At 44.0% G+C, this 23,281-nt stretch carries 19 protein-coding genes and 1 tRNA gene; 16 read left to right on the top strand and 4 right to left on the bottom strand.

What is annotated here, in order from left to right; all coding sequences use genetic code 11:
- The first annotated feature begins 83 nt into the window (after positions 1-83).
- From rarD (I3255_RS08530) to I3255_RS08510, 5 genes are all read left to right on the top strand, one after another.
- Positions 84-1,154, top strand: coding sequence for an EamA family transporter RarD (rarD, locus tag I3255_RS08530; protein ID WP_238038461.1), 1,071 nt, complete (start codon positions 84-86; stop codon positions 1,152-1,154).
- Positions 1,155-1,391: 237 nt separating this feature from the next.
- Positions 1,392-2,462 (top strand): EamA family transporter RarD, encoded by a 1,071-nt coding sequence (gene rarD, locus I3255_RS08525; RefSeq protein ID WP_238038460.1) that lies wholly within the window; start codon positions 1,392-1,394, stop codon positions 2,460-2,462.
- Between the two features lie 201 nt (positions 2,463-2,663).
- Entirely contained in the window at positions 2,664-3,332 is a 669-nt protein-coding gene (locus I3255_RS08520; RefSeq protein WP_238038459.1) for a glutathione S-transferase, read from the top strand.
- Between the two features lie 101 nt (positions 3,333-3,433).
- Entirely contained in the window at positions 3,434-3,706 is a 273-nt protein-coding gene (locus tag I3255_RS08515) for a hypothetical protein (protein WP_238038458.1), read from the top strand.
- Positions 3,707-3,738: 32 nt separating this feature from the next.
- Entirely contained in the window at positions 3,739-4,878 is a 1,140-nt protein-coding gene (locus I3255_RS08510; RefSeq protein ID WP_238038457.1) for a ribonuclease Z, read from the top strand.
- 42 nt (positions 4,879-4,920) lie between these two features.
- Here the strand turns inward: I3255_RS08510 and I3255_RS08505 are convergent, their stop codons facing one another.
- Positions 4,921-5,865, bottom strand: coding sequence for an ATP-binding protein (locus I3255_RS08505; protein WP_238038456.1), 945 nt, complete (start codon positions 5,863-5,865; stop codon positions 4,921-4,923).
- A 77-nt stretch (positions 5,866-5,942) separates the two neighbouring features.
- Between I3255_RS08505 and I3255_RS08500 the strand changes: the two genes are divergently transcribed.
- Positions 5,943-6,974: a protein kinase gene (locus I3255_RS08500; protein ID WP_238038455.1), complete on the top strand. Its 1,032-nt coding sequence runs from the start codon at positions 5,943-5,945 to the stop codon at positions 6,972-6,974.
- An 81-nt stretch (positions 6,975-7,055) separates the two neighbouring features.
- Here I3255_RS08500 and I3255_RS08495 read toward each other — a convergent pair.
- From I3255_RS08495 to I3255_RS08485, 3 genes are all read right to left on the bottom strand, one after another.
- Positions 7,056-7,140: transfer RNA gene (locus I3255_RS08495), tRNA-Leu, on the bottom strand.
- Between the two features lie 219 nt (positions 7,141-7,359).
- A complete protein-coding gene (locus I3255_RS08490; protein WP_238038454.1) occupies positions 7,360-9,135 on the bottom strand; it encodes a sigma 54-interacting transcriptional regulator in 1,776 nt (591 codons plus the stop codon).
- Between the two features lie 82 nt (positions 9,136-9,217).
- A complete protein-coding gene (locus tag I3255_RS08485; protein WP_238038453.1) occupies positions 9,218-10,588 on the bottom strand; it encodes an ATP-binding protein in 1,371 nt (456 codons plus the stop codon).
- A 135-nt stretch (positions 10,589-10,723) separates the two neighbouring features.
- Between I3255_RS08485 and rimO the strand changes: the two genes are divergently transcribed.
- The 10 genes from rimO to fabZ all read left to right on the top strand — a co-directional run bounded on the left by rimO (position 10,724) and on the right by fabZ (position 23,242).
- A complete protein-coding gene (gene rimO / locus I3255_RS08480) occupies positions 10,724-12,319 on the top strand; it encodes a 30S ribosomal protein S12 methylthiotransferase RimO (protein ID WP_238038452.1) in 1,596 nt (531 codons plus the stop codon).
- Between the two features lie 172 nt (positions 12,320-12,491).
- Positions 12,492-13,217 carry a UMP kinase gene (gene pyrH / locus I3255_RS08475; RefSeq protein ID WP_057759121.1) on the top strand — a complete coding sequence of 242 codons (726 nt, stop codon included), beginning with the start codon at positions 12,492-12,494 and terminating at the stop codon, positions 13,215-13,217.
- Positions 13,218-13,341: 124 nt separating this feature from the next.
- Complete coding sequence (gene frr, locus I3255_RS08470; RefSeq protein WP_238038451.1) at positions 13,342-13,896, top strand: ribosome recycling factor; 555 nt, start codon at positions 13,342-13,344, stop codon at positions 13,894-13,896.
- A 281-nt stretch (positions 13,897-14,177) separates the two neighbouring features.
- Positions 14,178-14,936, top strand: a complete 759-nt coding sequence (uppS, locus tag I3255_RS08465) for a polyprenyl diphosphate synthase (RefSeq protein ID WP_238038450.1) — start codon at positions 14,178-14,180, stop codon at positions 14,934-14,936.
- Between the two features lie 176 nt (positions 14,937-15,112).
- On the top strand, positions 15,113-15,922 hold the full coding sequence (locus tag I3255_RS08460) for a phosphatidate cytidylyltransferase (protein ID WP_238038449.1): 810 nt from the start codon (positions 15,113-15,115) through the stop codon (positions 15,920-15,922).
- A gap of 170 nt (positions 15,923-16,092) precedes the next feature.
- Entirely contained in the window at positions 16,093-17,301 is a 1,209-nt protein-coding gene (ispC, locus tag I3255_RS08455) for a 1-deoxy-D-xylulose-5-phosphate reductoisomerase (protein WP_238038448.1), read from the top strand.
- Between the two features lie 129 nt (positions 17,302-17,430).
- The gene (gene rseP, locus I3255_RS08450) at positions 17,431-18,807 is read left to right on the top strand and encodes an RIP metalloprotease RseP (protein WP_238038447.1); all 1,377 of its coding nucleotides are present in this window, start codon (positions 17,431-17,433) and stop codon (positions 18,805-18,807) included.
- A 262-nt stretch (positions 18,808-19,069) separates the two neighbouring features.
- Positions 19,070-21,490, top strand: a complete 2,421-nt coding sequence (gene bamA, locus I3255_RS08445; RefSeq protein ID WP_238038446.1) for an outer membrane protein assembly factor BamA — start codon at positions 19,070-19,072, stop codon at positions 21,488-21,490.
- A gap of 146 nt (positions 21,491-21,636) precedes the next feature.
- The gene (gene lpxD / locus I3255_RS08440) at positions 21,637-22,653 is read left to right on the top strand and encodes a UDP-3-O-(3-hydroxymyristoyl)glucosamine N-acyltransferase (RefSeq protein ID WP_238038445.1); all 1,017 of its coding nucleotides are present in this window, start codon (positions 21,637-21,639) and stop codon (positions 22,651-22,653) included.
- A 52-nt stretch (positions 22,654-22,705) separates the two neighbouring features.
- Entirely contained in the window at positions 22,706-23,242 is a 537-nt protein-coding gene (fabZ, locus tag I3255_RS08435; RefSeq protein ID WP_238038444.1) for a 3-hydroxyacyl-ACP dehydratase FabZ, read from the top strand.
- Positions 23,243-23,281 lie beyond the last annotated feature (39 nt).

Genomic DNA, 23,281 nt, shown 5'->3' with positions numbered 1-23,281 from the left:
CTGACGTTATCGTTGGAGGCTTTTATTTTTCATTCACTTTTTCTTAATAATGTACACAGGGTTTTACTTTTAAGGCTGTTGTTATGCTTACGACCAATCAAACTTTTCAGGGAACTGTCGCAGCGGTATCGTCGAGCTTTTTATTCTCGATGATGTTTTTGTTTGGGCTATTTATGCTGCCCTTAACGGGGACACAGGTAGCCTCATGGCGAGTGCTGATGATGTTGTTAAGCTTGGTCATCTTGCTCAGTTTGACCAAACAATGGCAGCATGTCTTTGATTATATAAAGACACTTAAAACCTTGAAAGAATGGCTGATATTTATATTGCCTGCACCGATCTTAGGCGGCCAGATTTGGTTGTTTATGTGGGCACCTGTGAATGGATTTGGACTGGATGTCACCTTGGGCTATTTTTTATTGCCACTTGTGATGATTGTGCTTGGTCGGTTTTTTTATCGTGAGGATATGAGTGTCTTGCAGTATGCGGCAGCGATAATGGCAGCGCTAGGTATTGGCTACGACATTTTTCAATATGGTTCGGTATCTTGGGTGACGCTATTTGTATGTTTGGGCTATCCGCCGTATTATCTATTGCGCCGCACACTTGCTGTACCGCCCATTACTGGCTTGTTGTTTGATTTGACATTGCTGACGCCAGTGGTACTGATCATGCTTTATCTCACTGGTGGTTTTAGTGTGGCGGCACAAAATATGAAGTTTTGGTACCTACTGCCATTGCTGGGTGCATTTAGTGCACTAGCAATGTCGCTGACGATGATTGCGAGTAGCAAGTTGCCAGTGTCGTTATTTGGGGCGCTGAGTTACATAGAGCCGCTGCTGTTATTTGTGTTGTCCATTACCGTTCTGAGTCAAAGTCTTGATGAAGGTGGCTCGCTCTTTATGTACGGTATGATTACACTTGCTCTAGTGGTCATGATAATCGATAGTGCGATAGGCTATCTCGTTCGTCAGCGTAATGACCGCTTGCATGGATATAGAGAGCTTCAGATTGGCGGCTTTCCGCCGCGTCGTCATTTTATCAATCAGCGTATCGATGGTGTACTAAAAGCGCATCGCTTTCGCAAAATTCGTCGTTATCAAAAAAAGATGGATAAGATACAGCAAAAACTCGAACAACTTGATGCAAAATAAGCACTTATGTCCATTAAATTTACTGGATGTAGAAATTAATACACTAGATGCACAGTAGCATTGCTTATCTATGCCGACTTTGACATAATGCCGCCCATGATGTAGCAAGATACATTAAAAGCGTTTATCTTAGATTGCGCGACGACCTTATATGCAAAAGCCTCAGACGTTATCGTCTGAGGCTTTTGTTTTTTTTAAATTGCAAAGGATGTGCCCCAATCTCTAAAGGCTGTTGTGATGTTGACTACTAACCAAACCTCGCAGGGTACGATCACTGCTGTGGCTGCAAATTTTTTATACTCATTGCTGTTCCTATTTGGTTTGCTGTTGCAACCGTTATCAGGTACGCAAGTTGCTTCGTGGCGTGTGCTCACGATGTTTTTTAGTCTGGTGCTGCTAGTGAGTGTGCTAAAGCAGTGGCAGCATATTTTTGATTATCTAAAAACACTAAAAAACGCAAAAGAATGGTTTTTATTTATATTACCTACTCCGATTTTGGGTGCGCAAATCTGGATGTTTATGTGGGCACCGGTCAATGGCTTGGGGCTTGAGGTGACATTGGGTTACTTCTTATACCCAATGATTATGATCGTGGTCGGTCGCTTTTTTTATAATGAAGACATGAGCTTGCTACAGTGGGCTGCGATTATATGTGCCGGTCTTGGTATCGCTTACGATATCTTTGAATACGGTGCGATCTCTTGGGCGACTTTGTTTGTGTGCTTGGGTTATCCGCCGTACTACTTGCTGCGTCGTAAACTGGCCGTACCGCCTATCACAGGCTTGATCTCTGATCTTGTATTGCTGCTACCAGTCGTACTGGTTGCGCTATATATGAATGGCGGCTTTGAGGTGGCAATCACCAACCATAAACTTTGGTATCTATTGCCATTATTGGGCATCATCAGTACTGCTGCGATGTCACTGACGATGGTTGCGAGTCAAAAGCTGCCTGTCTCGTTGTTTGGGACTTTGTGTTACCTTGAGCCGGTATTTTTATTCATATTTTCGATTGCGATTTTGGATCGTAACTTACATGAAGGCGGCTCCATGCTAATGTATAGCATGATTTTTATCGCACTGCTGATTATGATTGCCGATAGCGCCCTTGGCTATCTGTCGCGCAAACGTGAAGACCGCTTACATGGTTACAATGAGCCACAAGTGGGCAGTTTTCCGCCGCGCCGCCGTCTCAAAAACCGCCGTATTAAAGGCGTGCTAATTGCGCACCGCTTTCGCCAAATCAAAAAATATCAGCAAAAGATAGATAAGATGACGCGCAAGATTGAAGCACTACATGTAGAATAATGCTGACGATTACCGGGTCCTAGATATATATAGAGCTGACTTATTAGGCCGTACTTTCGTCACAGTTCTACAAAGTTGCAGTGTCAAAGGGGCAAAAATTACGCTATTATCAAGAACAGTGGTGTCATGTTTCATTCAAAACGTGGCGCCATATTTAAGAGATTATGGCTGATTTAAAACAATATATAACTAGGACGGTTTATGTTAACTCTGCATCATTTAAACAATTCGCGCTCGTTTCGTATTTTATGGCTACTAGAAGAGTTGGAGCTGGATTATGAGCTGACGACCTATGAGCGTACTAAGGCGTATCTTGCACCTGAGAGCTTAAAAAAAGTGCATCCGTTGGGACACACGCCGGTGCTTGAAGTGGGTGATCGCGCTTTGGCTGAGTCAGGTTTCATCATCGAATATTTGCTCAGACACTATGATAAAGAACATCAGTTTAAGCCAGCTGATGATAATGAAGCGGCGTGGGAAGATTATACTTTTTGGTTGCATTTTGCCGAAGCCACGGCGATGCCACAATTAGTCATGCGTCTGGTGTTTAGTAAAGTGGTTGAACGATCGCCTATGCTTATCAAGCCGATCAGCAAAGGTATTCGTAAACAAGTTGAAGATGGTATGATCAACAATAATATTATCAACAACTTAAATCTGATGGAGCAGCATCTACAACATAGTCACTGGTTTGCAGGGGAGACGTTCAGTGCCGCTGATATTCAAATGTATATCGTAGTCGCTGCATCTAATGCGCGTGCAGGTATGGATCAATCTAAATACGCCAATCTATTGAACTGGCTCAAACGCTGTCAAGAACGCCCCGCTTTTAAGCGTGCTGAGGCAAAGGGCGGAACACCGCAGTTTTAATAGATATTGGTATAATTACTTAAACACCTCTCAATGCTTGAGGTGATACTAGATAAAAGGTTTTGTTTATTTATAAGCAAAGCCTTTTTTAGGATAAAATAATGACAGACTTGAATACATCGCATCATGCAAAAACAAAGAAAGACACAGATACTAAGCAGTCGCTAGATCAGAACTTGCAAAGCAAGCAAACGGTTGATAACCAGCAAGTATCTATCAAATCTTGGTCGCAGAAGCTGCTGGTTGTGATTTTGTGTGCCGCTAGTTTTTATGGTGGCTGGAAATCTTATGAATCTAATATGGTCAATGAATGTACAGCCAATGGTGGACAAATGGTTGACGGTCAAAAAACCATGATATGCCAACGGTCCTAACCCGTGCCTCTGATAAATAAAAGACATGACCTATGCTAAAGTTAACCTTTTTGGGCACCTCCGCAGGCGTGCCAACTAAGCAGCGCAATGTGACTGCTTTGGCAATCGAGTGTTTGAATCCTCATGCGTCTGGTTCATCAAAAGGCAACCAGCCGCATAGTAACAGTCAAAATAAAAAGTCGCGCCCGTGGCTGCTCATCGATTGCGGCGAAGGCACACAGCAGCAATTACTGCATACCAAGCTCTCCTTACGTCAATTGACAGCTATTTGTATTACACACGTCCATGGCGACCACTGTTATGGCCTGCCAGGGCTGCTGGCAAGTGCCGCGATGTCAGGTCGCCGTGAGCCATTGACGCTCATTGCACCAAAAGCCATCTCGGCGCTGCTTGATGCCTTTATCCTACATACTGAACTATATCTGCCATTTACCCTCAACTTTGTGTCGATAGAGAACCTGTTGTCGCAAGAAAATAATAAAGGTAAAGTAAAAATCGACTTGGATAATCAACATCAGCTGATGATAGAGGTTCATCCGTTATCGCACCGTGTGCCATCTCATGGATTTGGTATCACGCAGACCATCAGCCGTCGCACGCTTAACACGGATAAGCTCGTAGCAAATGGTATCCCAGCAAGTGCGCTGTGGGGCAAGCTACAACAAGGTGAAAATGTCATCACTGAGGATGGTCGACAATTGCGTTCAGCAGACTATGTTCATGATGATGTGCAGCGGACAAAAGTAGTAATAGCAGGGGACAATGACACGCCAGAGTATTTGAGTGAAGCAGTTATGGACACAGATTTGTTGGTGCATGAGGCCACTTATACGCACGAGGTCATGATGGCTATTCAAGCTCGTAACCTTGAATTTGATCCCATGCATAGCAGCGCGCATATAGTGGGTACTTTCGCGCAAAAAATGAGCCTGAAAAACATCATTTTGACCCACTTTAGCGCTCGTTACCAAAGCTTTGATAATCCAGATAGCGAAACGCCAAATATGGCCTATATCCGCTTAGATGCGCAAAGTGTCTATCAAGGCAATCTATGGCTGGCAGAAGATTTTGCTCAATATACCGTCAATGGGGCTACCGACTTGGTAGATAATCAAGAGGGCCGTCGAAAGGAGAGTCGCGTGCAGTATGTAGGCTCTGCACGCAGCAATTAGGCGTGACTGTAAAGAGATAGTTTCAAAGATATGGCTTAGCGACTATGATTTACGGTCTGCAATAGCCAATTGTGTTGTGCCGCTCCAATAACGACTGAATTGATAAGCAACCCGTCCTGAGCGTCCACCGCGTTCAGATGCCCAGCGCAAGGCGTCCATTCTGATTTTGTCAGGTAGATTTTCACCGTCCACATCCATTTCAATATCAGCATTCATGCGAGCTGAAATTTTCCGTTGCTCTAAACGCAGATAATGCTGCACAATCTGTAAGTAAGTCTGCTGATCCATAGGATGAAAGGTCAAGGATAAGCCAAATCGATCCGATAACGATACGGTCTCATCAATGGTCTCGTAAGGATTAACTTCATCCGTCTGCCCATTATAAATATCAAGATTGTCCTTCATCATCTGTGGTAGCAAGCGACGGCGATTACTGGTGGCATAGACCAGTAGCTTGTCTTGCTCAGAGTCTAGCGCGCCATCAAGCACACTTTTTAGCGCCCGATAACTCTCGTCTTGACCGTTAAATGCCAAATCATCACAGTAAACGATATAGCGACAAGCGCAGTCCGCTGGCAGCGCATTAATCGCGGCACGAATCTTATCTAGCACCTGTAGATCATCACGCGCAATCTCGATAATCCGTAACCCCTCACTATGATAGGCTTGTAGCAATGCGCGAATCAGTGAGGATTTGCCGGCACCGCGTGTCCCTGTCATCAGGACGTGATTGGCAGGATAGCCTTTTAAGAACTGGCGGGTGTTTTGTACCAGCTTTGCTTTTTGCACATCAATACCTTGCAAATCATCCAAACTCAAAAATAGATTGACAGACAAAGGCTGCAGGTGACCAGTACGTCCACCGACCCAGCGATACGCAAGCTGGCTTGGGTTAATCTCAATGGTTGGTGTGACATGTTCTTGCAGATACTGACTGAGCAACGCTAATAAAGGGGCGGGCAGGGCGTAATTGTTAGACTGTGACATAATGACTCTAGCGGTAAAGTGGCGGTTGGGTAAAACGATAGTGCGCGATTGCGACTCTATAATATGGAGATAATACTTTGAAAAATAGTGCCAGTAATTTGCCTATTACACAAGCCTTGCAAGTGCAATCTGGACAACTATTACCAGTCATCACTCAAGCATTGTCAGAGCGAGCATATAGTAAAATAGTGCATCAGCGTATCAGTCAGCAATACAGAGAGGGAGGCACAGAACAAATCCAAGAAAGTAACACGCAAATTGCCAAACAACGCAGCAAGCAAGGCTACTATCAAGGTCTAACGCGTGCACGACATCTAGAGTATGGTAGTGTGATGATTAAATGGGAGCTGCGCGCCACTTCAGATAAGCTGCAAAGTGTCTCAGATTTAACTTACGAAATAAGCGTGTTGCAAGCGTTATATAATTCGCAGAAAACCCAAGTTAGCTCTATTACGCCACCTCTATTGGCCTATCACAATGTAGAGGTCGACACATTAGGACAGAGTCAGCAGTTAACAGTATTGGTTATGCCGCACTATAAAAACGGCAGCTTAGCCAAACTACTGAATCACTATCTATCGTTAACGGACAATCAAAAACATGACTTGATCAAAGAGTCTGCTCATTTAGTCTGCAACCTACACAACGCTGGCTGGCTTCATAATGATATTAAACCCAGTAATATCTTGCTCAGTGATAGTCTAACGACTCACGCTTACAGTGATTGTATAGTGCCTGACTTACTATTGACAGATTTTGCATTAGCCCAAAGAATTGATCGACCAAACGCAATAAATTTTTCTGGCGGAACACCAGCATATTTGGCACCTGAGCGTTGGCAAGGACAAAGAGCAACGATACAAAGTGATATCTATGCCTTCGGTATTATGATGGTTGAGATACTGATAGGGAAGCGAGCATTTAATATAGACTTTCAAAGCCAGCAACCGATGACAGATTGGGCCATTCAGCACTGCCAGCAGCCTATTCCAAAATTACTGTTAGAGTATGTTCGCTATCAAAGTATTGTTGATAAAGTATTGGCAAAGCGAGTAGAGAAAAGGTATCAGAGTATGGAGGCTGTATTAGGTGAGTTAGAAAAATTATAACTAGAAATGCTGAATGACAGACACAAAAAAACCTGCTAAAAGCAGGCTTTAATATTTGGTCTAAGATGTACTATCCGAAAATGGTGGGGCTGGAGAGACTCGAACTCTCACACCTTGCGGCGCCAGAACCTAAATCTGGTGCGTCTACCAATTCCGCCACAGCCCCATTTTCCGTTACTCTATCATCAAAAGCGATTAAGTTCAAACGCTATCTAGACAGTTAACTGATTCGGTAGTGCGTCTCAGTGGTTGGCTATTATATAGAGTTTGAATTTTTGGTCAACCCCTATTTGCGATTATTTTTAATTATTTTGCATTTATTTTTACTTGTTTTTATAAATAATTGATATTAATGGTTTTTTAATATGGCGTTTTAAGTGCTTAATTACTCTTTGGATGGCACTCTGGGTGCAGAGATGTCTAATTGCTGCAATTTACGGGTCAGGGTATTGCGTCCCCAACCAAGCAAGCTTGCCGCTTCTATCTTTTTGCCACCACTATGGTTGAGTGCCGCTGTCAATAAAACTCGCTCAAACTCAGGCGTGGCCATTTGTAGAATATCAGTTTCGCCTGTATTAAGAGATTGCTCAGCCCAGATAGCGAGCGCTTTTTGCCAATTTGGACTGGCAGGAGCTTGAGTGGCTTGATTATTTTGGTCGTGATTATTTTGGCTGTGATTATTTAAATCATCGTTATTTTGCAGTTGAGGATTCACTGTATTTGCTTGTGGTAATGAGTCATGCTTTTGGTACAGCTCTGACTCTAGAGGCGTGTTTTCTAATAGCTCTGGTGGCAAATCTGTCGCCATTACCGTGTCACCAGTTGCCATCACTGTCAGCCATAGGCAGACATTCTCAAGTTGACGCACATTGCCGCGCCAGTCAAAGGTCTGCATCATCTGTAAGGCCGCAGGATGCAAATGTTTCGGTGTTGTGTTCATTTGCTCAGCTGCAGACTGCATAAAGTAGGTCGCTAATGCAGGAATGTCTTCGGGGCGTTTGCGCAGTGGTGGTAGCGGTAGACGAATGACATTGAGACGATAAAACAAATCCTCACGGAAACGATTTTGTTTGACTAATTCTTCCAAGTTCTGGTGAGTGGCGGCGATGATACGGACATCTACTTGGATCGGCTGCTGTCCACCGACGCGGTAAAACTCGCCATTGGCCAGTACGCGTAACAGACGTGTTTGGGTACTAAAAGGCATGTCGCCAATTTCATCCAAAAATAACGTACCGCCATTAGCCTGCTCAAAACGTCCTTGACGAGTTGTCGTTGCACCAGTGAACGCGCCTTTTTCGTGACCAAATAATTCAGACTCAATCAAATCGTGCGGTATGGCTGCCATATTAAGTGCGATAAATGGTTGCTGTTTGCGCGGTGAATGCTGATGCAAGGCACTGGCGACCAACTCTTTACCTGTTCCTGACTCTCCGGTGATTAAGACCGAGATAGGAGACTGCGCCAATCTACCAATGGCACGAAACACGGTTTGCATGGCTTGTGACTGACCAATGATACCGCTCGGATTGCTATTAGCTTTAGAGGCAGTTGTCACATCAGCTTTATTTTTGCTGTGTTTAGAGGGTTTACTGGTAGGCTTTTCAGGTGTTATATCACTGTCGGAGCGCGCGTCAGTCGCGATATGGGTATCAGGTTCGTTCGAATAATGGGCTATCGCCATATTTGGCTGGTAGTTGATCGCTTTATAGATAGTGGCAACAGCATCATCTAGGTCAAAGGGCTTTGGCAAGTATTCAAATGCACCAGTTTGATAGCTATTAATCGCAGAGGTGAGGTCTGAGTGCGCTGTCATAATGACAATCGGCATGTCCGGAAAGTGCTGGTGTACCCAGTCACTAAATGACAATCCATCCATCATTGGCATACGAATATCAGTCAATATTACGTCTGGCAGCTGTGTGGCTGACGCTTGCTGTTTTAGTGCATCATTGAGCCGAGTCCATGCTGCCTGTGCTTGGGTAAAACTGATAACGGTCAATCCAGCATCTTCAAACGTATCTGCCAATACCATACGCAGCGCTGCATCATCGTCGATTAACCAGAGCGTTGCAGGCTGATCGCTGGGTGCATTGTTGACGGTGACTATTGGAGAGTGTGCATCGCTTTTAGGGTTTTGGTTGTCACTGTATTGGGTCATGTATCGGGCCTAATGAGCAATTGTTATTGTCGGTTTGGGATTGGATGTCTTACAATTTAGCAGTTTTATGCCGCCATGTGTTCTATGATTCAGTGACGGGCTGGGTAAAAGGCAAATATAGTGTAAAGCGTGTTTGTTTGCCGTTCGCCTCCTCTGTAGAGCTCACATCAATCATACCATGATGATGGCTGATAATATCTTGTACGATAGATAAGCCAAGGCCAGTACCTGCGGCACGGCTGGTCACCATCGGAAAAAATATTTGTCCGATAAGTGCCGGATCAATGCCTGAACCATTATCAGTGATAGTGATTTGCAGTACTTGCTTATGCTGCTGCCCGACAATCGTATGTTGAAAGGCAACGCGCGTTTGAATGTGCAAGGTTGGCTGATAAGCAGTCTCTCTATCGGTCTGCACGTCGGTTAATGCTAACTCCTTAGACGCAGAGAGCTTATTCTGCTGTAGCGTTTGCTCAAACTCAGTCATAGACTCACACGCATTATTCATAATATTTAAAAATACCTGAATCAATTGGTCTTTGTCAGCACACAACTCAGGCAATGACAAATCATAATCTCTCTGTATCGTCACTTGTGGGTATTGACTGACTACCAAGGTCAAAACATGCTCTAGTGGTTCATGGACATTCAGCGTTTGCCAGTTTGGCAGCTGGTTTGAGCCAAGCAGCTGAGCAATCAGATGTGTCAAACGGTCAGTTTCTGAGATGATAATGTCGGTATAGTTACGCAGCTTTTGATTCATTTTTTGCAAATCATCATTGGTGCCAGTGCTAGCGTCCTGTGAGATACCAAGCGCATTAGAGTGACTATTGGCCGCCGTCGTATTCGCATCACTGAATTTAATAAACTGCCTTTGCAATAACTGCGCTGCACCCCGAATGCCCGCAAGTGGGTTTTTGATTTCGTGTGCGACCGATCGTAGCATGTGGCGAGCAACCGCATATTGCTGCTGTTGGCGCTGTTCCTCTGAGATGCGACTTTGACGGTCTTTGCCCCACATCTCGATAATAAAATATGACTGCTGCTCGTAGATAACAGGCGTCACGCTATAATCGACTGAGAGTAGTAGGTTGCCATTCAAAGGCGTTTGGATGACATGATCATGGTCAATGAAAGGCTGTTGGTAATTTTGTGCTTGATTAAACCGTTCTGTCAAAGAGTAGAGGGGTTCATCCAGAGATTTGTTTTCATCATCATCACTGACATTGTCAATAGAAGCGTTTTCTTTTAATTTTAATTCATCGGGTGCTAATAGCGTCAGGATAGACTGGTTGATTAACCTTCCACTACTAATAGCCAGTAATTGCTCTGCTTGAGCATTTAAGCGGGTTATCGATAACTGATCATTGACCCACAAAATAGCGGTGAATAGATGTTGTGATACGAATGCTAAATCAGGGGTGGTTTTGGTGGTGATAAAATCAGCAGTCATGGATAGTGCCCAGAAAGATAGGATGTTTGAATCAATATTTAACCATAAATCAAGACTATAGAGCGGCAAAACTGGTGATTTTTGCAAAAAAAACGTACAATGCGCTCAGCCAATTTATCTCTAGCAAGGTCAGCCATGTCCAAAACTTCTACCGAGTCAGTGAACACGACAACGATAGCCCCTACGTCAGCCGTAAAAGACACTGCCACTATCTTTAATCCTGCAAAGCCATCAATACCGCAAGAGCAGAGTCAGACAGAGGTCAGTCAAGCAAATACTGACCAGCCCTATCATCATAAAGCCAACCACAATCAAAACCGCAGCATTGCTCAAAGCAGCCACGCTACTTCAGCCTCGACGGCTAATGCCACGGCTACTATGCCAACTAGCGTAGCGCCAAAGATTGGGTTTGTGTCACTAGGTTGCCCAAAAGCCTTGGTGGATAGTGAGCGTATTATCACTGAGCTGAGCCGTGACGGTTATCAAGTCGCCAGCGACTATGACGGTGCAGATTTGGTCGTGGTCAATACCTGCGGCTTTATTGAGTCAGCGGTGCAAGAGTCACTTGATGCGATTGGCGAGGCCATTAGCAAAAACGGTAAAGTGATTGTCACTGGTTGCCTTGGCAAAGAAGCGGACAAAATCCGTGAAATGCATCCCGCTGTACTGGCAGTGACAGGCGCGCATGCCTATGATGAAGTGATTACGGCCGTCGCACAGCACGTGCCAAGGCCAAATCGCAGCTTAGATGCCAACTATGATCCAAAAATAGATTTGATTAATGAGGCAGGTATCAAACTGACGCCAAGTCACTATGCGTATCTAAAAATATCAGAAGGCTGCAATCACCGTTGTACGTTCTGTATTATTCCAAGTTTACGCGGCGATTTGGTATCACGTCCGATTGATAATGTGATGAACGAAGCACTGGCGCTCAAAAAAGCGGGCGTGAAAGAGCTGCTCATTATCTCGCAAGATACCTCAGCTTACGGTCTTGATCTCAAGTATAAGACCAGTTTTTGGAACGGTATGCCGCTCAAGTCTAAATTTTATGACATGTGCCAAGCATTGAATGATTTAGGTATTTGGGTACGCTTGCATTATGTCTATCCATATCCACATGTAGACAAAGTCGTTGAGCTAATGGGCGAGAAGAAACTGTTGCCTTATCTCGATATTCCTTTTCAGCATGCCAGCCATCGTATCCTAAAAGCGATGAAACGTCCTGCACACAGCGAAAACACCTTAGCGCGTATCAAAGCATGGCGTGATATCTGCCCTGATATTGTGATTCGTTCGACCTTTGTGGTTGGCTTCCCGGGTGAGACTGAAGAAGATTTTCAGTGCTTGCTTGACTGGCTAGTAGAGGCGCGTCTTGATCGCGTGGGTGCATTTACGTATTCAGAGGTAGAAGGTGCTGTCGCCAATGATTTGCCAGACCATGTGCCTGAAGACGTCAAACAGTCTCGCTACGAGCGTTTGATGGCGCTGCAACAAGATATCTCAGCGCAAAAACTACAAGAAAAAGTCGGTAAGACTTTAACGGTATTGGTCGATGAGATCGATAGCGATGAAAATATTGCTATTTGCCGTAGCTATGCCGATGCGCCTGAAATTGATGGGCATGTCTATGTTGATGATATTACGGATCAAGTCAAAGTTGGTCAGTTCCTGACCGTGACGATTGATGACGCTAGCGAATATGATCTATTTGCCAGTTATCAAGGTTAAGTGTTCGATAAGATATACGAGTGAAAATTGCCCAATGGCGGGCAGTTTTTGCTACAATTAGCGCAATTTAGCCTGTTTAATACGCTTATCTTTAAGCGCAGCGTTACGGGCAAACTTGATTTGTGTTTTACCCATAATTTTCTTTATAATTTCATGATAATAAGGTGACCTCATGTCTGACAAAAACCCGCGTTACGCTCGTATCTTGCTAAAACTCTCTGGCGAAGCCTTGGCTGGTAGCAAAGACATGGGTATTGATACCGAAGTGCTCGATAAGATGAGCCTGTCTATCGCTCACTTGCGCGGACTAGGTGTTCAGGTTGGTATCGTGGTTGGCGGTGGTAACTTATATCGCGGCGCGCAATTACAAAAAGAAGGGTTGGTTGGCCGTGTGACGGGTGATCAGATGGGTATGCTAGCCACTGTCATGAATGGGTTGGCGATGCGTGATGCGCTTGAGCGTCGTAATATCAAAACGCGTTTGATGTCTGCATTGCCGATTGGTGAAGTCACCGAAAGCTATAGCAGTCGTAATGCGATTCGCTATCTCAAAAATGGTGAAGTGTGTATCTTTGTTGCGGGAACAGGCAACCCATTCTTTACTACTGATACGGCTGCTTGTTTGCGTGGTATCGAAATCGAAGCGGGCTTGATACTTAAAGCGACCAAGGTCGACGGCGTTTATGACAAAGACCCAAGCCTACACGATGATGCAGTCAAATATGATGGTCTGACCTTTGATGAAGTGTTAGAGCAAAAACTTGGCGTGATGGATTTGACTGCTATTGCCTTATGCCGTGAGCATAATGTACCGCTACAAGTGTTTGATATGACCAAACCTAATGCATTATTGAATGTCATCATGGGTGAAAACGAAGGCACACGCGTTTTTCATTAATTCCATGCGCTGATGTAGCGTTGATTGGTCACTTCAGAGAATGGCTAATAACGAAAAGTAGCTAATAACAAATATCCCAATAGCAAATAAAAAATTTGTCGATAGCGACAAATAAGGACACACAATGATTAAAGAGATTAAGCAAGACGGCGAAGCACGCATGCAAAAAACGTTGGAAGCGCTTGAGAGTACTTTCAGTAAAGTTCGTACTGGACGTGCACACCCAGGCATGTTGTCAGGCGTGATGGTCAGCTACTATGGTTCTGATACACCGCTAAACCAAGTAGCAAGCGTGAACGTTGAAGACTCACGTACGTTATTGGTTCAACCGTTTGATCGTACGATGGTACAAGCGGTAGATAAAGCCATTCGCGAAGCAGACTTGGGCCTAAACCCGATGACAGCGGATGTGATTCGTGTGCCAATGCCAGCGTTGACTGAAGAGACTCGCCGCGATATGCAAAAACTTGCTCGTGGAGAAGCAGAGAGTAGCCGTGTGTCTATCCGTAATATTCGCCGCGATATGATGAATGACATCAAAGAGTTAGCCAAAGAGAAAGAAATCTCAGAAGATGATGAGCGCCGTGCTAATGATGACATCCAAAAAATCACTGACAAATACATTGAAACTATCGATAGCCGCTTGAGTAAAAAAGAAAGCGACTTGATGGAAGTTTAAGACGAGCAGTTTTGTCATTCATCATTCATGGCAAAACTTGGTTCAGAGTATTATCTACATTTTAGCAGCCAATACCTTGCAGTTATTGGCTGTTTATCATGACATGGATAATATGATTTACTAATATAAGTGCAGTTTACTGATATTTCTCAAATATATTGTAAGCTATAAAAATTTTGAACGCTAAGTTATGATAAATTTGTGAATTATTTACATGACACTTTTTAATCGCCACTGCACACGTTATTATTATTTTACCTCAACAATAAGCAAGTTTGCCTATGTCCACTTCAGCCACCTCGGCACCTAACACGCTTCCTCGTCATATCGCTATTATCATGGACGGTAATAACAGATATGGCAAAGCCAATAATTTGGGTAAAGGTCAAGGCCACATAGCTGGTAAAACGGCTTTAGACCCTATCGTAGAATATTGTGTAGAGACCGGTATTGAAGTACTGACCGTTTTTGCTTTCTCTAGCGAAAATTGGCAGCGACCACCTAGTGAAGTTGCACTATTGATGCAGTTGTTGGCATCGACTATTCATGAGCAAATGCCGCGTATGAAAAAATACCGCATTCGTTTACGTTTTATTGGTGATCGCAGTCAGCTTAGTGAAGAGTTACAAGCGCTAATGGCAGATGCTGAAGCAGAAACTGCAAGCTTTGATGCCATGACATTAGTCATTGCGATTAGCTACGGTGGACAATGGGATATTGCTCATGCAGCAAAACAGCTGGCACAACAAGTGCAGGCAGGTGAGTTGAGAGCTGAAGATATTAGTGCAGAAATGCTTGGTGAGCAAGTACAACTGGCAGACGCTCCAGCAGTAGATATGCTTGTTCGTACCGGTGGTGATTACCGAATATCGAATTTTTTATTATGGCAAGCGGCCTATGCGGAGTTGTTTTTCACGCCAACTTTATGGCCAGATTTTGTTCCAAAAGAGCTGGCTTCGATGATTGCTGAGTTTTCACAGCGACAACGCCGCTTCGGTAAAACCAGCGAGCAGGTAGGGATAGAGCAGCATAGTTGCTGATGCAATAGTAGCCATAAAAATTCAGACAGTGTTCTCTAGGTCGCCAATACCGCTTGCTTACGAGATGATAAACCGTTTTAATGAGGGTCAATCGCTATTAATGGGCATAGGTCTATTAACTGTTATAATGCATTTTTTTGACTGTACCTTCTTCATTATTATAAGGCTCGATAAGTATGTGGCAACGAATTAGAACGGCAATTGTTCTCGTTATTATCGTTGGTATTGCAATGTTTGCGAGCCAAACCCCTATTTTATTCGCACCGCTTTTAGCCGTTGGCGTGATTATTGCCGCTCATGAGTGGGCGAAGTTGATGCCGAAGTGGCGTCGACCTATTGTCTTTGTGCTACTAGTTTTAGTGATAACTGTTCTATCGCTTATGTTTAAGGTGACTTGGTTATTTTGGTGGACGGCCTCGCTTGTCATATGGCTAATGGCACTGTCTTGGGTACGTGCATTCCCAACAAAGACAAAATGGTACGGAAAACATCTAGCGTTGTTGGGTGTCATTATTTTGTCCGCCTCTATTACTGCGATTTTTTACCTCTGGCAGCTATCAGCATGGTGGCTACTCTATGTATTTTTATTGGTCTGGTGTGCTGATAGTGGTGCTTATTTCGTTGGTCGTAAGCTTGGCCGCCGAAAAATGGCACCCAATGTCTCACCCAATAAGAGTATGGAAGGATTGGCCGGTGGTTTGATTACAGGTCTACTGGTAGTCGTTGCGATCAGTGTGTTTAAGCTACAACTGACGGGCGCAGCGCTAGTCGCCTTTGTAGCTCTATCGGCGCTAACGATTCTAGCTTCTGTGCTTGGTGATCTTTTTGAGTCAATGCTCAAGCGCCGTGCTGATGTCAAAGACTCTGGCACCATCTTACCAGGGCATGGTGGTGTACTTGATCGTATTGATTCATTGCTATCTGCAACTCCGATATTCGCGCTTGGCTTTTGGGCGATACAGCAGCTTGGTTTGATTGTGGTATAAGACAAAGTCACTTAGCTGATTTTATGGTGTGATAAGTAAGCGAAGTGACCGTTTTGGCTCATCTTTTACAACGATCTTATTTGTTACTATATAGCTTTATTGCCTTTTATACTGTTCAACCTTCATTTATTCTTTTCTCATTCTCTAAATATTAAATATCATAGGCATTAATGGTTATGACGCAACGCATCGCCGTACTAGGCGCGACAGGCTCGATTGGCGATAGCACGTTAGCAATATTAGCGGCGCAACCGCAATATTATGAAGTCTACGCATTGTCAGGCTACTACCGTTTAGATAAGCTGTTTGCGCTCTGTCAGCAGTTTTTGCCTAAGCGCGTCAGCGTGCCAGCAGCAGCTGTGGATGAGTTTGCCAAAAGGCTTAAAGCAGCAGGAATTGATAGTGATGTAGTAGGGGGCGAGGAAGGGTTAGTAGATATCGCTACTGATTCACAAACTGATACTGTCGTTGCTGCCATCGTAGGTGCGGCAGGACTGCCTTCTACCTTAGCAGCAGCACGCGCAGGTAAGCGTATTTTGCTCGCCAATAAAGAAGCGCTAGTGATGGCAGGGCAGGTCATGATCAATGCGGTCAAAACACATGACGCTACGTTGTTACCCCTCGACTCTGAGCACAATGCCATTTTTCAGTGCTTACCACTTGCTATTCAGCAAGACAATACGCAAATTCATCAGCCAAATCATGGTGTCCGTAAACTATGGTTAACAGCCTCTGGTGGACCATTTTTGCAGCAGTCTTTTAAACATATGCAGCAAGCAACTGTCGCAGAGGCAGTCAAGCACCCTAACTGGTCAATGGGCCAGAAGATATCTGTCGACTCAGCCACAATGATGAATAAAGGGCTTGAGCTGATTGAGGCTTGTCATTTGTTTGATTTGCCTGAAAATAAGATAAATGTGGTCATTCATCCACAAAGTATTATTCACTCAATGGTAGAATATAGCGATGGTAGCTTTTTAGCGCAGCTTGGCAGTCCAGATATGAAAACCCCAATTGCCCATGCGCTCAGTTACCCTAGCCGTATTGATAGCGGTTCGCAGCCACTAGATTTATATGCACTTAGTGGTTTGGAGTTCGTCGAGCCTGATCTGCAAAAATTTGCCTGTCTACGCTTGGCTCGTCAAGCCATGCAAGCAGGTACGCAGGCGACTATTGTACTAAATGCAGCCAATGAAATTGCAGTGGCGGCGTTTTTAGATGGACAAATTCGTTTAACTGATATTGCTGATATCAATGAGCGTGCCTTGAACGATATACAGCTGCCACCATTAAACGAAACGGCTGACATAGAAGATATATTAGCCATTGACAAGATAGCGCGTCACCTTACTGATAAGCTTGTGGCAAAGTTGACATAATCGTATAAATCGTTAGCAATAGACAGCATCTTAATTAAAATATGGTGCTAATAAACGATATTAGTGAAGATGTCGATGTCGATGTTAATGTTGATAAAAGATGCTAAGCAACAATACTGAGAAAAGATCATGACGTTTTTATTAACGCTTCTTGCGGCAATATTTGTCTTAGGTCCACTCATTGCCTTACATGAGTGGGGGCACTATATCGTGGCACGGATGTGCGGCGTCAAAGTATTAACATACTCTATCGGTTTTGGCCCTAAACTATTTGGTTGGACAAGCAAAAAAAGTGGCATCAATTATCGTATCTCAGCATTGCCACTCGGTGGCTACGTCAAAATGCTTGATGAGCGTGAAGGCAATGTCGCAAAAAATGAACAGCATCTTGCGTTTAATTATCAGCATCCGCTCAAGAAGATTGCGATTGTCGCCGCTGGCCCTATCATGAATTTCATCATTGCTATTGCGCTCTTTTGGGTGTTGTTTATGACGCCGTCTGAGCAGTTGGCTACGAAGATTGGGCAAGTACTGCCAGATACCCCTGCTGCGATGGCGCAATTACCTGTCGGTGATAAGATTGTTGCGATTGATGGACACGATGTACAGACGTGGGAAGGTATCAATTATCGCCTTGCAGGCCGGATGGGCGAGACAGACAATGTGAGTATCACTCTACAGTCAGATGCTCAAACCAATCAGTCGATCAAAACCTATCAAGCACCAGTCACACAATTTATGCAGGGTGATGCACAAGGCAAAGATGCATTGACCAGCTTTGGTATGTTACCGTGGCAGCCACAGATTGCCCCGATTGTCGGTGAATTGGCGCCTGATGGTGCCGCTAGCCGTCAAGGTCTACAGGTGGGAGATCGCATTACTGCCATCAATAATCAAAAAATTGATGATTGGATTAGTGTCACGCGTATTATTCGTGATAATCCTGAGGTCCTACTTGATTTTACCGTATTGCGTGACGATAAGGCGGTGCAATTGCAAATTATGCCGCAAGGTAAAAAAGACAACTTGGGCAATGATTACGGTCAAATTGGCGCCATGGTGGATCAGACTGAGATTGTTATCCCTGATGCCTACAAAACCACCGTGGTTTATGGCCCTGGCGAGTCATTGGTCAAGTCGTTCGAGAAGACTGAACAGCTCGCCGTGATGACGGTAAGCTCGATGGGAAAAATGCTCTCAGGTATGATTGGTCTGGATAACTTGTCAGGTCCGATTACCATTGCCAAAGTTGCCAAACAAAGCTTTGATATCAGTTGGCAGATGGTATTATCGACGGCTGCATTGATTAGCCTGAGTCTTGCTGTATTGAATTTATTACCAATTCCAGTATTGGATGGTGGTCATATCGTTTATCATTTCATCGAACTGATCCGCGGTAAGCCGCTCTCTGAAGGGGTACAAATGGTGGGTTTAAATATCGGTTTACTCTTACTGGCAGGTTTCATGGTGTTAGCAATTGGTAATGATATCAGTAGGCTGTTTTGATCGGTTGATGAGTAATATAATCAATAAAGCACGATATACTAATGGTTTAATGGCGCTTACGCTTTGATTGTTGCTATTATACGCAAGATACTTTGTGTCATAGCCTCTGTACTAATCGTAATTTTTAGTTTATTTTGTGATGCTTTTTATATAAAGTGTTCTGAGTCAGCCATGCATGGAGTTGCAACTTTGTGCAAATGGGCTGGACAACATGTGCTTTTTAACTTAACTTTAGCAAGTTTTTTATTGACGGATAGTGTTTATGCGTACGCCTTTATTTATGAGCGCGGCTGGGTTGCCGTTAGTTGTAGCGATGATGAGTATGCCGGTACAGGCTGCAGAATTTGTAGTGACTGACATCGGTTTCAATGGCTTACAACGCCTAACCCCTGATAGCCTCTATCCGGTTCTACCTATTACGGTAGGAGATACGGTAAATGACAGTAGCTTAGCAGCCAGTATCAAGGCACTATATGCGACTGAAAACTTTGCTGATATTCAAAGCCGTGTCGAAGGTGGCAATCTAAGGTTTGATGTTATTGAACGTCCAACCATTGCCGAAGTAAATTTTGAAGGTAACAAGCTCATTCCTAAAGAAGGGCTGGAGCAAGGCCTTGGGAATGCTGGGCTGTCTGTTGGTAATGTACTGAAGCAATCGACCTTGCAAGGCGTTGCTAATGAGCTACAACAGCAGTATATCAGCCAAGGTTACTACAACAGTAATATTGAAGTAGATCAGACGGTACTTGATGGTAATCGCGTCAAGCTTGATGTGCGCTTCATTGAAGGTAAGCCTGCTAAAGTTGTTGATATCAATGTGATTGGCAACAAACACTTTAGTGATGAAGAAATCAAAGATGTCTTTGCTGTAAAAGAATCATCATGGACACGCTTGCTATCAAAATCTGATCGATATGCACAAGAAAAACTGGCCGCCAGTTTAGACAATTTAAAAGCGTTGTATCAAAACGATGGTTATGTGCGTTTCGCAGTAGATAACGCGGTACTCAATATTAGTGAAGATAAGCGTAGTGTGTTTATTGAAGTCAGTTTGAGTGAAGGTGAGCAGTATCAGTTTGGTGACGTCAATTTCTTAGGTAAGCCCACTTTTGATAATAACGAACTAAAAGAGTTGGTTACTTTTGCGCCTAATGAAAAATACTCACAAGCCAAACTGGATGAAACAACAGCCGAGCTCAAAAGACGCTATGGTAACGAAGGATATTATTTAGCTCAAGTTAGACCCGTACCACGCATTAATGACGATACCAAGATGGTTGACGTGGATTATTATATCGATCCTGCACGTCCTATTTATGTTCGCCGTATCAACTTCACAGGCAATCTAAAAACTCAAGATGAAGTATTGCGCCGTGAGATGCGTCAATTGGAAGGGTCTCTTGCCTCTAGTGAAAAGATTCAGCTTTCACGTACACGTCTTATGCGTACCGGTTTCTTCAAAGCTGTTAACGTTGATGTAAAACCAGTACCCAATCAGCCAGATCAAGTAGATGTCAACTATACAGTAGAAGAGCAACCTTCTGGTAGTTCAACGATTGCGGCAGGTTACTCGCAGAGCGGCGGTGTCACTTTTCAGTTGGATTTAACCCAAAATAACTTTATGGGTACTGGTAACCGTGTTAAAGCCGCACTGTCACGTTCAGAGACACGTGATTCGTATAGTTTAGGATATACCGATCCATACTTTACAGAAAATGGCGTCTCGCAAGGTGTGAGTGCTTACTATCGCGAAACCAAATATGATGATAGAAACGTTAGTAATTATGTCACTGATGCCTACGGTGCTACGCTAAATTATAGCTATCCTGTGGATGAGACCAAGCGTGTCAGTGCTGGTCTAAATGTCGACAATACGACAGTACGTGGTGGCCGTTTCCTCGGCATATCGAACGCGCAAGAAATCATCGATGACGGCGGTACTGTTGAAGACTTCACTGGAGATTTCGAAGGTCGTACTGGCTTTAAAAATGATTATCAAACCTATAACTTACTATTGGGCTGGGACTACAGCACCCTAGATCGCCCAGTGTTTCCGACCAAAGGTATGAGCCACACTGTTGATGCTACCATTGGTCTTGGCGATTCTAGCTATCAGAAACTCGTTTATCGCGGCAACGTGTATTATCCGCTTTATAAAGACTGGATCGCGCGCGGTTATACCAAACTGGGCTATGGTAATGATTTGCCATTCTACGAAAACTTCTACGCGGGTGGTTATGGTTCAGTACGTGGTTATGAGTCTTCAACGTTAGGACCTAAGTCTCAAGCTTATTATGATGCTATTAACGATCCCGCTAATCAGACGTATAGTACAGAAGAGGTTGGTGGTAATGCGTTAGTTAGTTTTGGTAGTGAGCTGATTTTGCCAATGCCGTTTAAAGGGGATTGGGCAGATCAAGTGCGTCCAGTACTATTTGCTGAAGGTGGTCAGGTATTCGATACGAGTGACAAAGAAGACCGTACCTTCGTTAATCCTGGCACCGGTGAGGATACAGGTGTACCACTCTTAACCCAAGACAACGAATTCCGATTTAGTGCAGGTGCAGGTGTGACCTGGTATACGCCAATTGGTCCAATTTCACTCAGCTATGCCGTACCTTTTGGTGATAAAGAAGGCGACGAAACTGAAAAAGTCCAGTTCCAGATTGGTAATACATTCTAGATCGCCAATATTATCTAAATATATCTAATCGTTCTCAAATATTTGTCTAAGTAAGTTAGAATGTCATTAGTTCCCAGTAGGTCGTCAAAACACATTGTTATTTTGACGACCGTTTTATATATAACAATAGTCTATTAATAGTCATTATGATAACGATTGAGCAACTTATCACTCGGATTGAGCAGCGTCAGCCCATTATCAATAAGGCTGATATTAGTGCTGAACAGTTACGTCACCCATTTAACAGTGTTGGAAGTTTAACTACTGCTGACCAAAGGCAGCTAAGCTTTTTGGCAGACCCTCACTATATCTCTAGTTTGTCCAGTAGCCAAGCAGGCGCAGTATTGGTCACCCAAGAGTATCGTGACCAAGTACCTGAGTCGGCCTTAGCGTTGATTGTCTCTAACCCATACCTAGCTTATGCCAGTGCCAGCCAACTATTTGCCCGTCAGTCACTATCTGCTGGAATCCATCCTAGCGCTGTGATCTCTGATAGTGCTGTGATTGGTGATGAGGTCAATATTGGTCCTTTTTGTATCATTGGTGACTATGTGCAAATAGGGGCGCGTAGCTCACTTGATGCCCATGTAGTGATTGAGGCGCATTCTGAGATCGGTACTGACAGTGTTATCAAATCGCAAGTGGTTATTGGTCATGATTGTGTCATTGGCAATTATGCAAGATTGCATGCGGGTGCGAGTATTGGTGCCGAAGGGTTTGGCTTTGCGCCCACCAACAATCCTAGTGTTTCAGGCTGGGAGCGTATCGCTCAGCTAGGCCGTGTGATTATTGGTGATCATGTGCGTATTGGTAGCCACACCTGCATCGATCGCGGCGCCATTGATGATACGGTTATTGGCAATCACGTTATCATTGATAATTTGGTTCAAGTTGCACATAACGTACGTATCGGTGACGGTACTGCCATTGCTTCCCAAACGGGTATTGCGGGTAGTACGACTATAGGCAAACGTTGCATTATTGGCGGTGCTGTTGGTATCACAGGCCACATCGAAATTACAGATGATGTGGTTTTATCAGGTATGACCATGGTGACTAAGTCTATAAAAACTGCTGGTTCGTATTCTTCTGGAACTGCTGCTATGCCAACTGCTAATTGGCGCCGTGCAGCGGTACGCTTTCGTCAGCTTGGGCGTGATTAATGCGAACACATATAAACAATAAATATTCAAAACATAGCAAGGAAGCCTCATTATGAGCAATAACCATATAGATATCCCAACCGATGACGACATCAAGAGCTTGGCTGAGCAAGGTCTTACGCTACCACTAACATATCATACGATTAAGCATTATTTACCACATCGTTATCCTTTTATGTTGGTCGATAGGGTGGTCGCTTGTACACCAGGAGAGTGCATCACGGGTATCAAAAATGTGACCATTAATGAAGAGTTTTTTAATGGACATTTTCCTGATGAACCAATCATGCCAGGGGTTTTGATGGTAGAGGCAATGGCACAGGTTTCAGGCATACTTGGGTTTATTAGTGCAGGTCTGACTTCAGAAGATGGCTATCTGTATTTATTTGCTGGTGTGGATAAAGTGCGTTTTAAGCGTCGAGTGATTCCTGGTGATCAACTCATTATTCGTGCCAAGACAGTGATGCAACGCCATGGTATTTATAAGTTTGATTGTACGGTACATGTCGAAGACGAACTTGCTGCGAGTGCTCAAATCATGATTGCGCGTCAAGAACAGCAAAAAATCAAAGACAGTAAAAGTGCCTAAGTTTGTAATAAGTTAGCATTCATTAGGCGCTATATCGAA

This window comes from Psychrobacter sp. Ps6, assembly GCF_022129235.1.
In the GTDB taxonomy this organism is placed as follows: Bacteria; Pseudomonadota; Gammaproteobacteria; order Pseudomonadales; family Moraxellaceae; genus Psychrobacter.
This window is presented reverse-complemented; position numbering and strand designations above follow the sequence as displayed.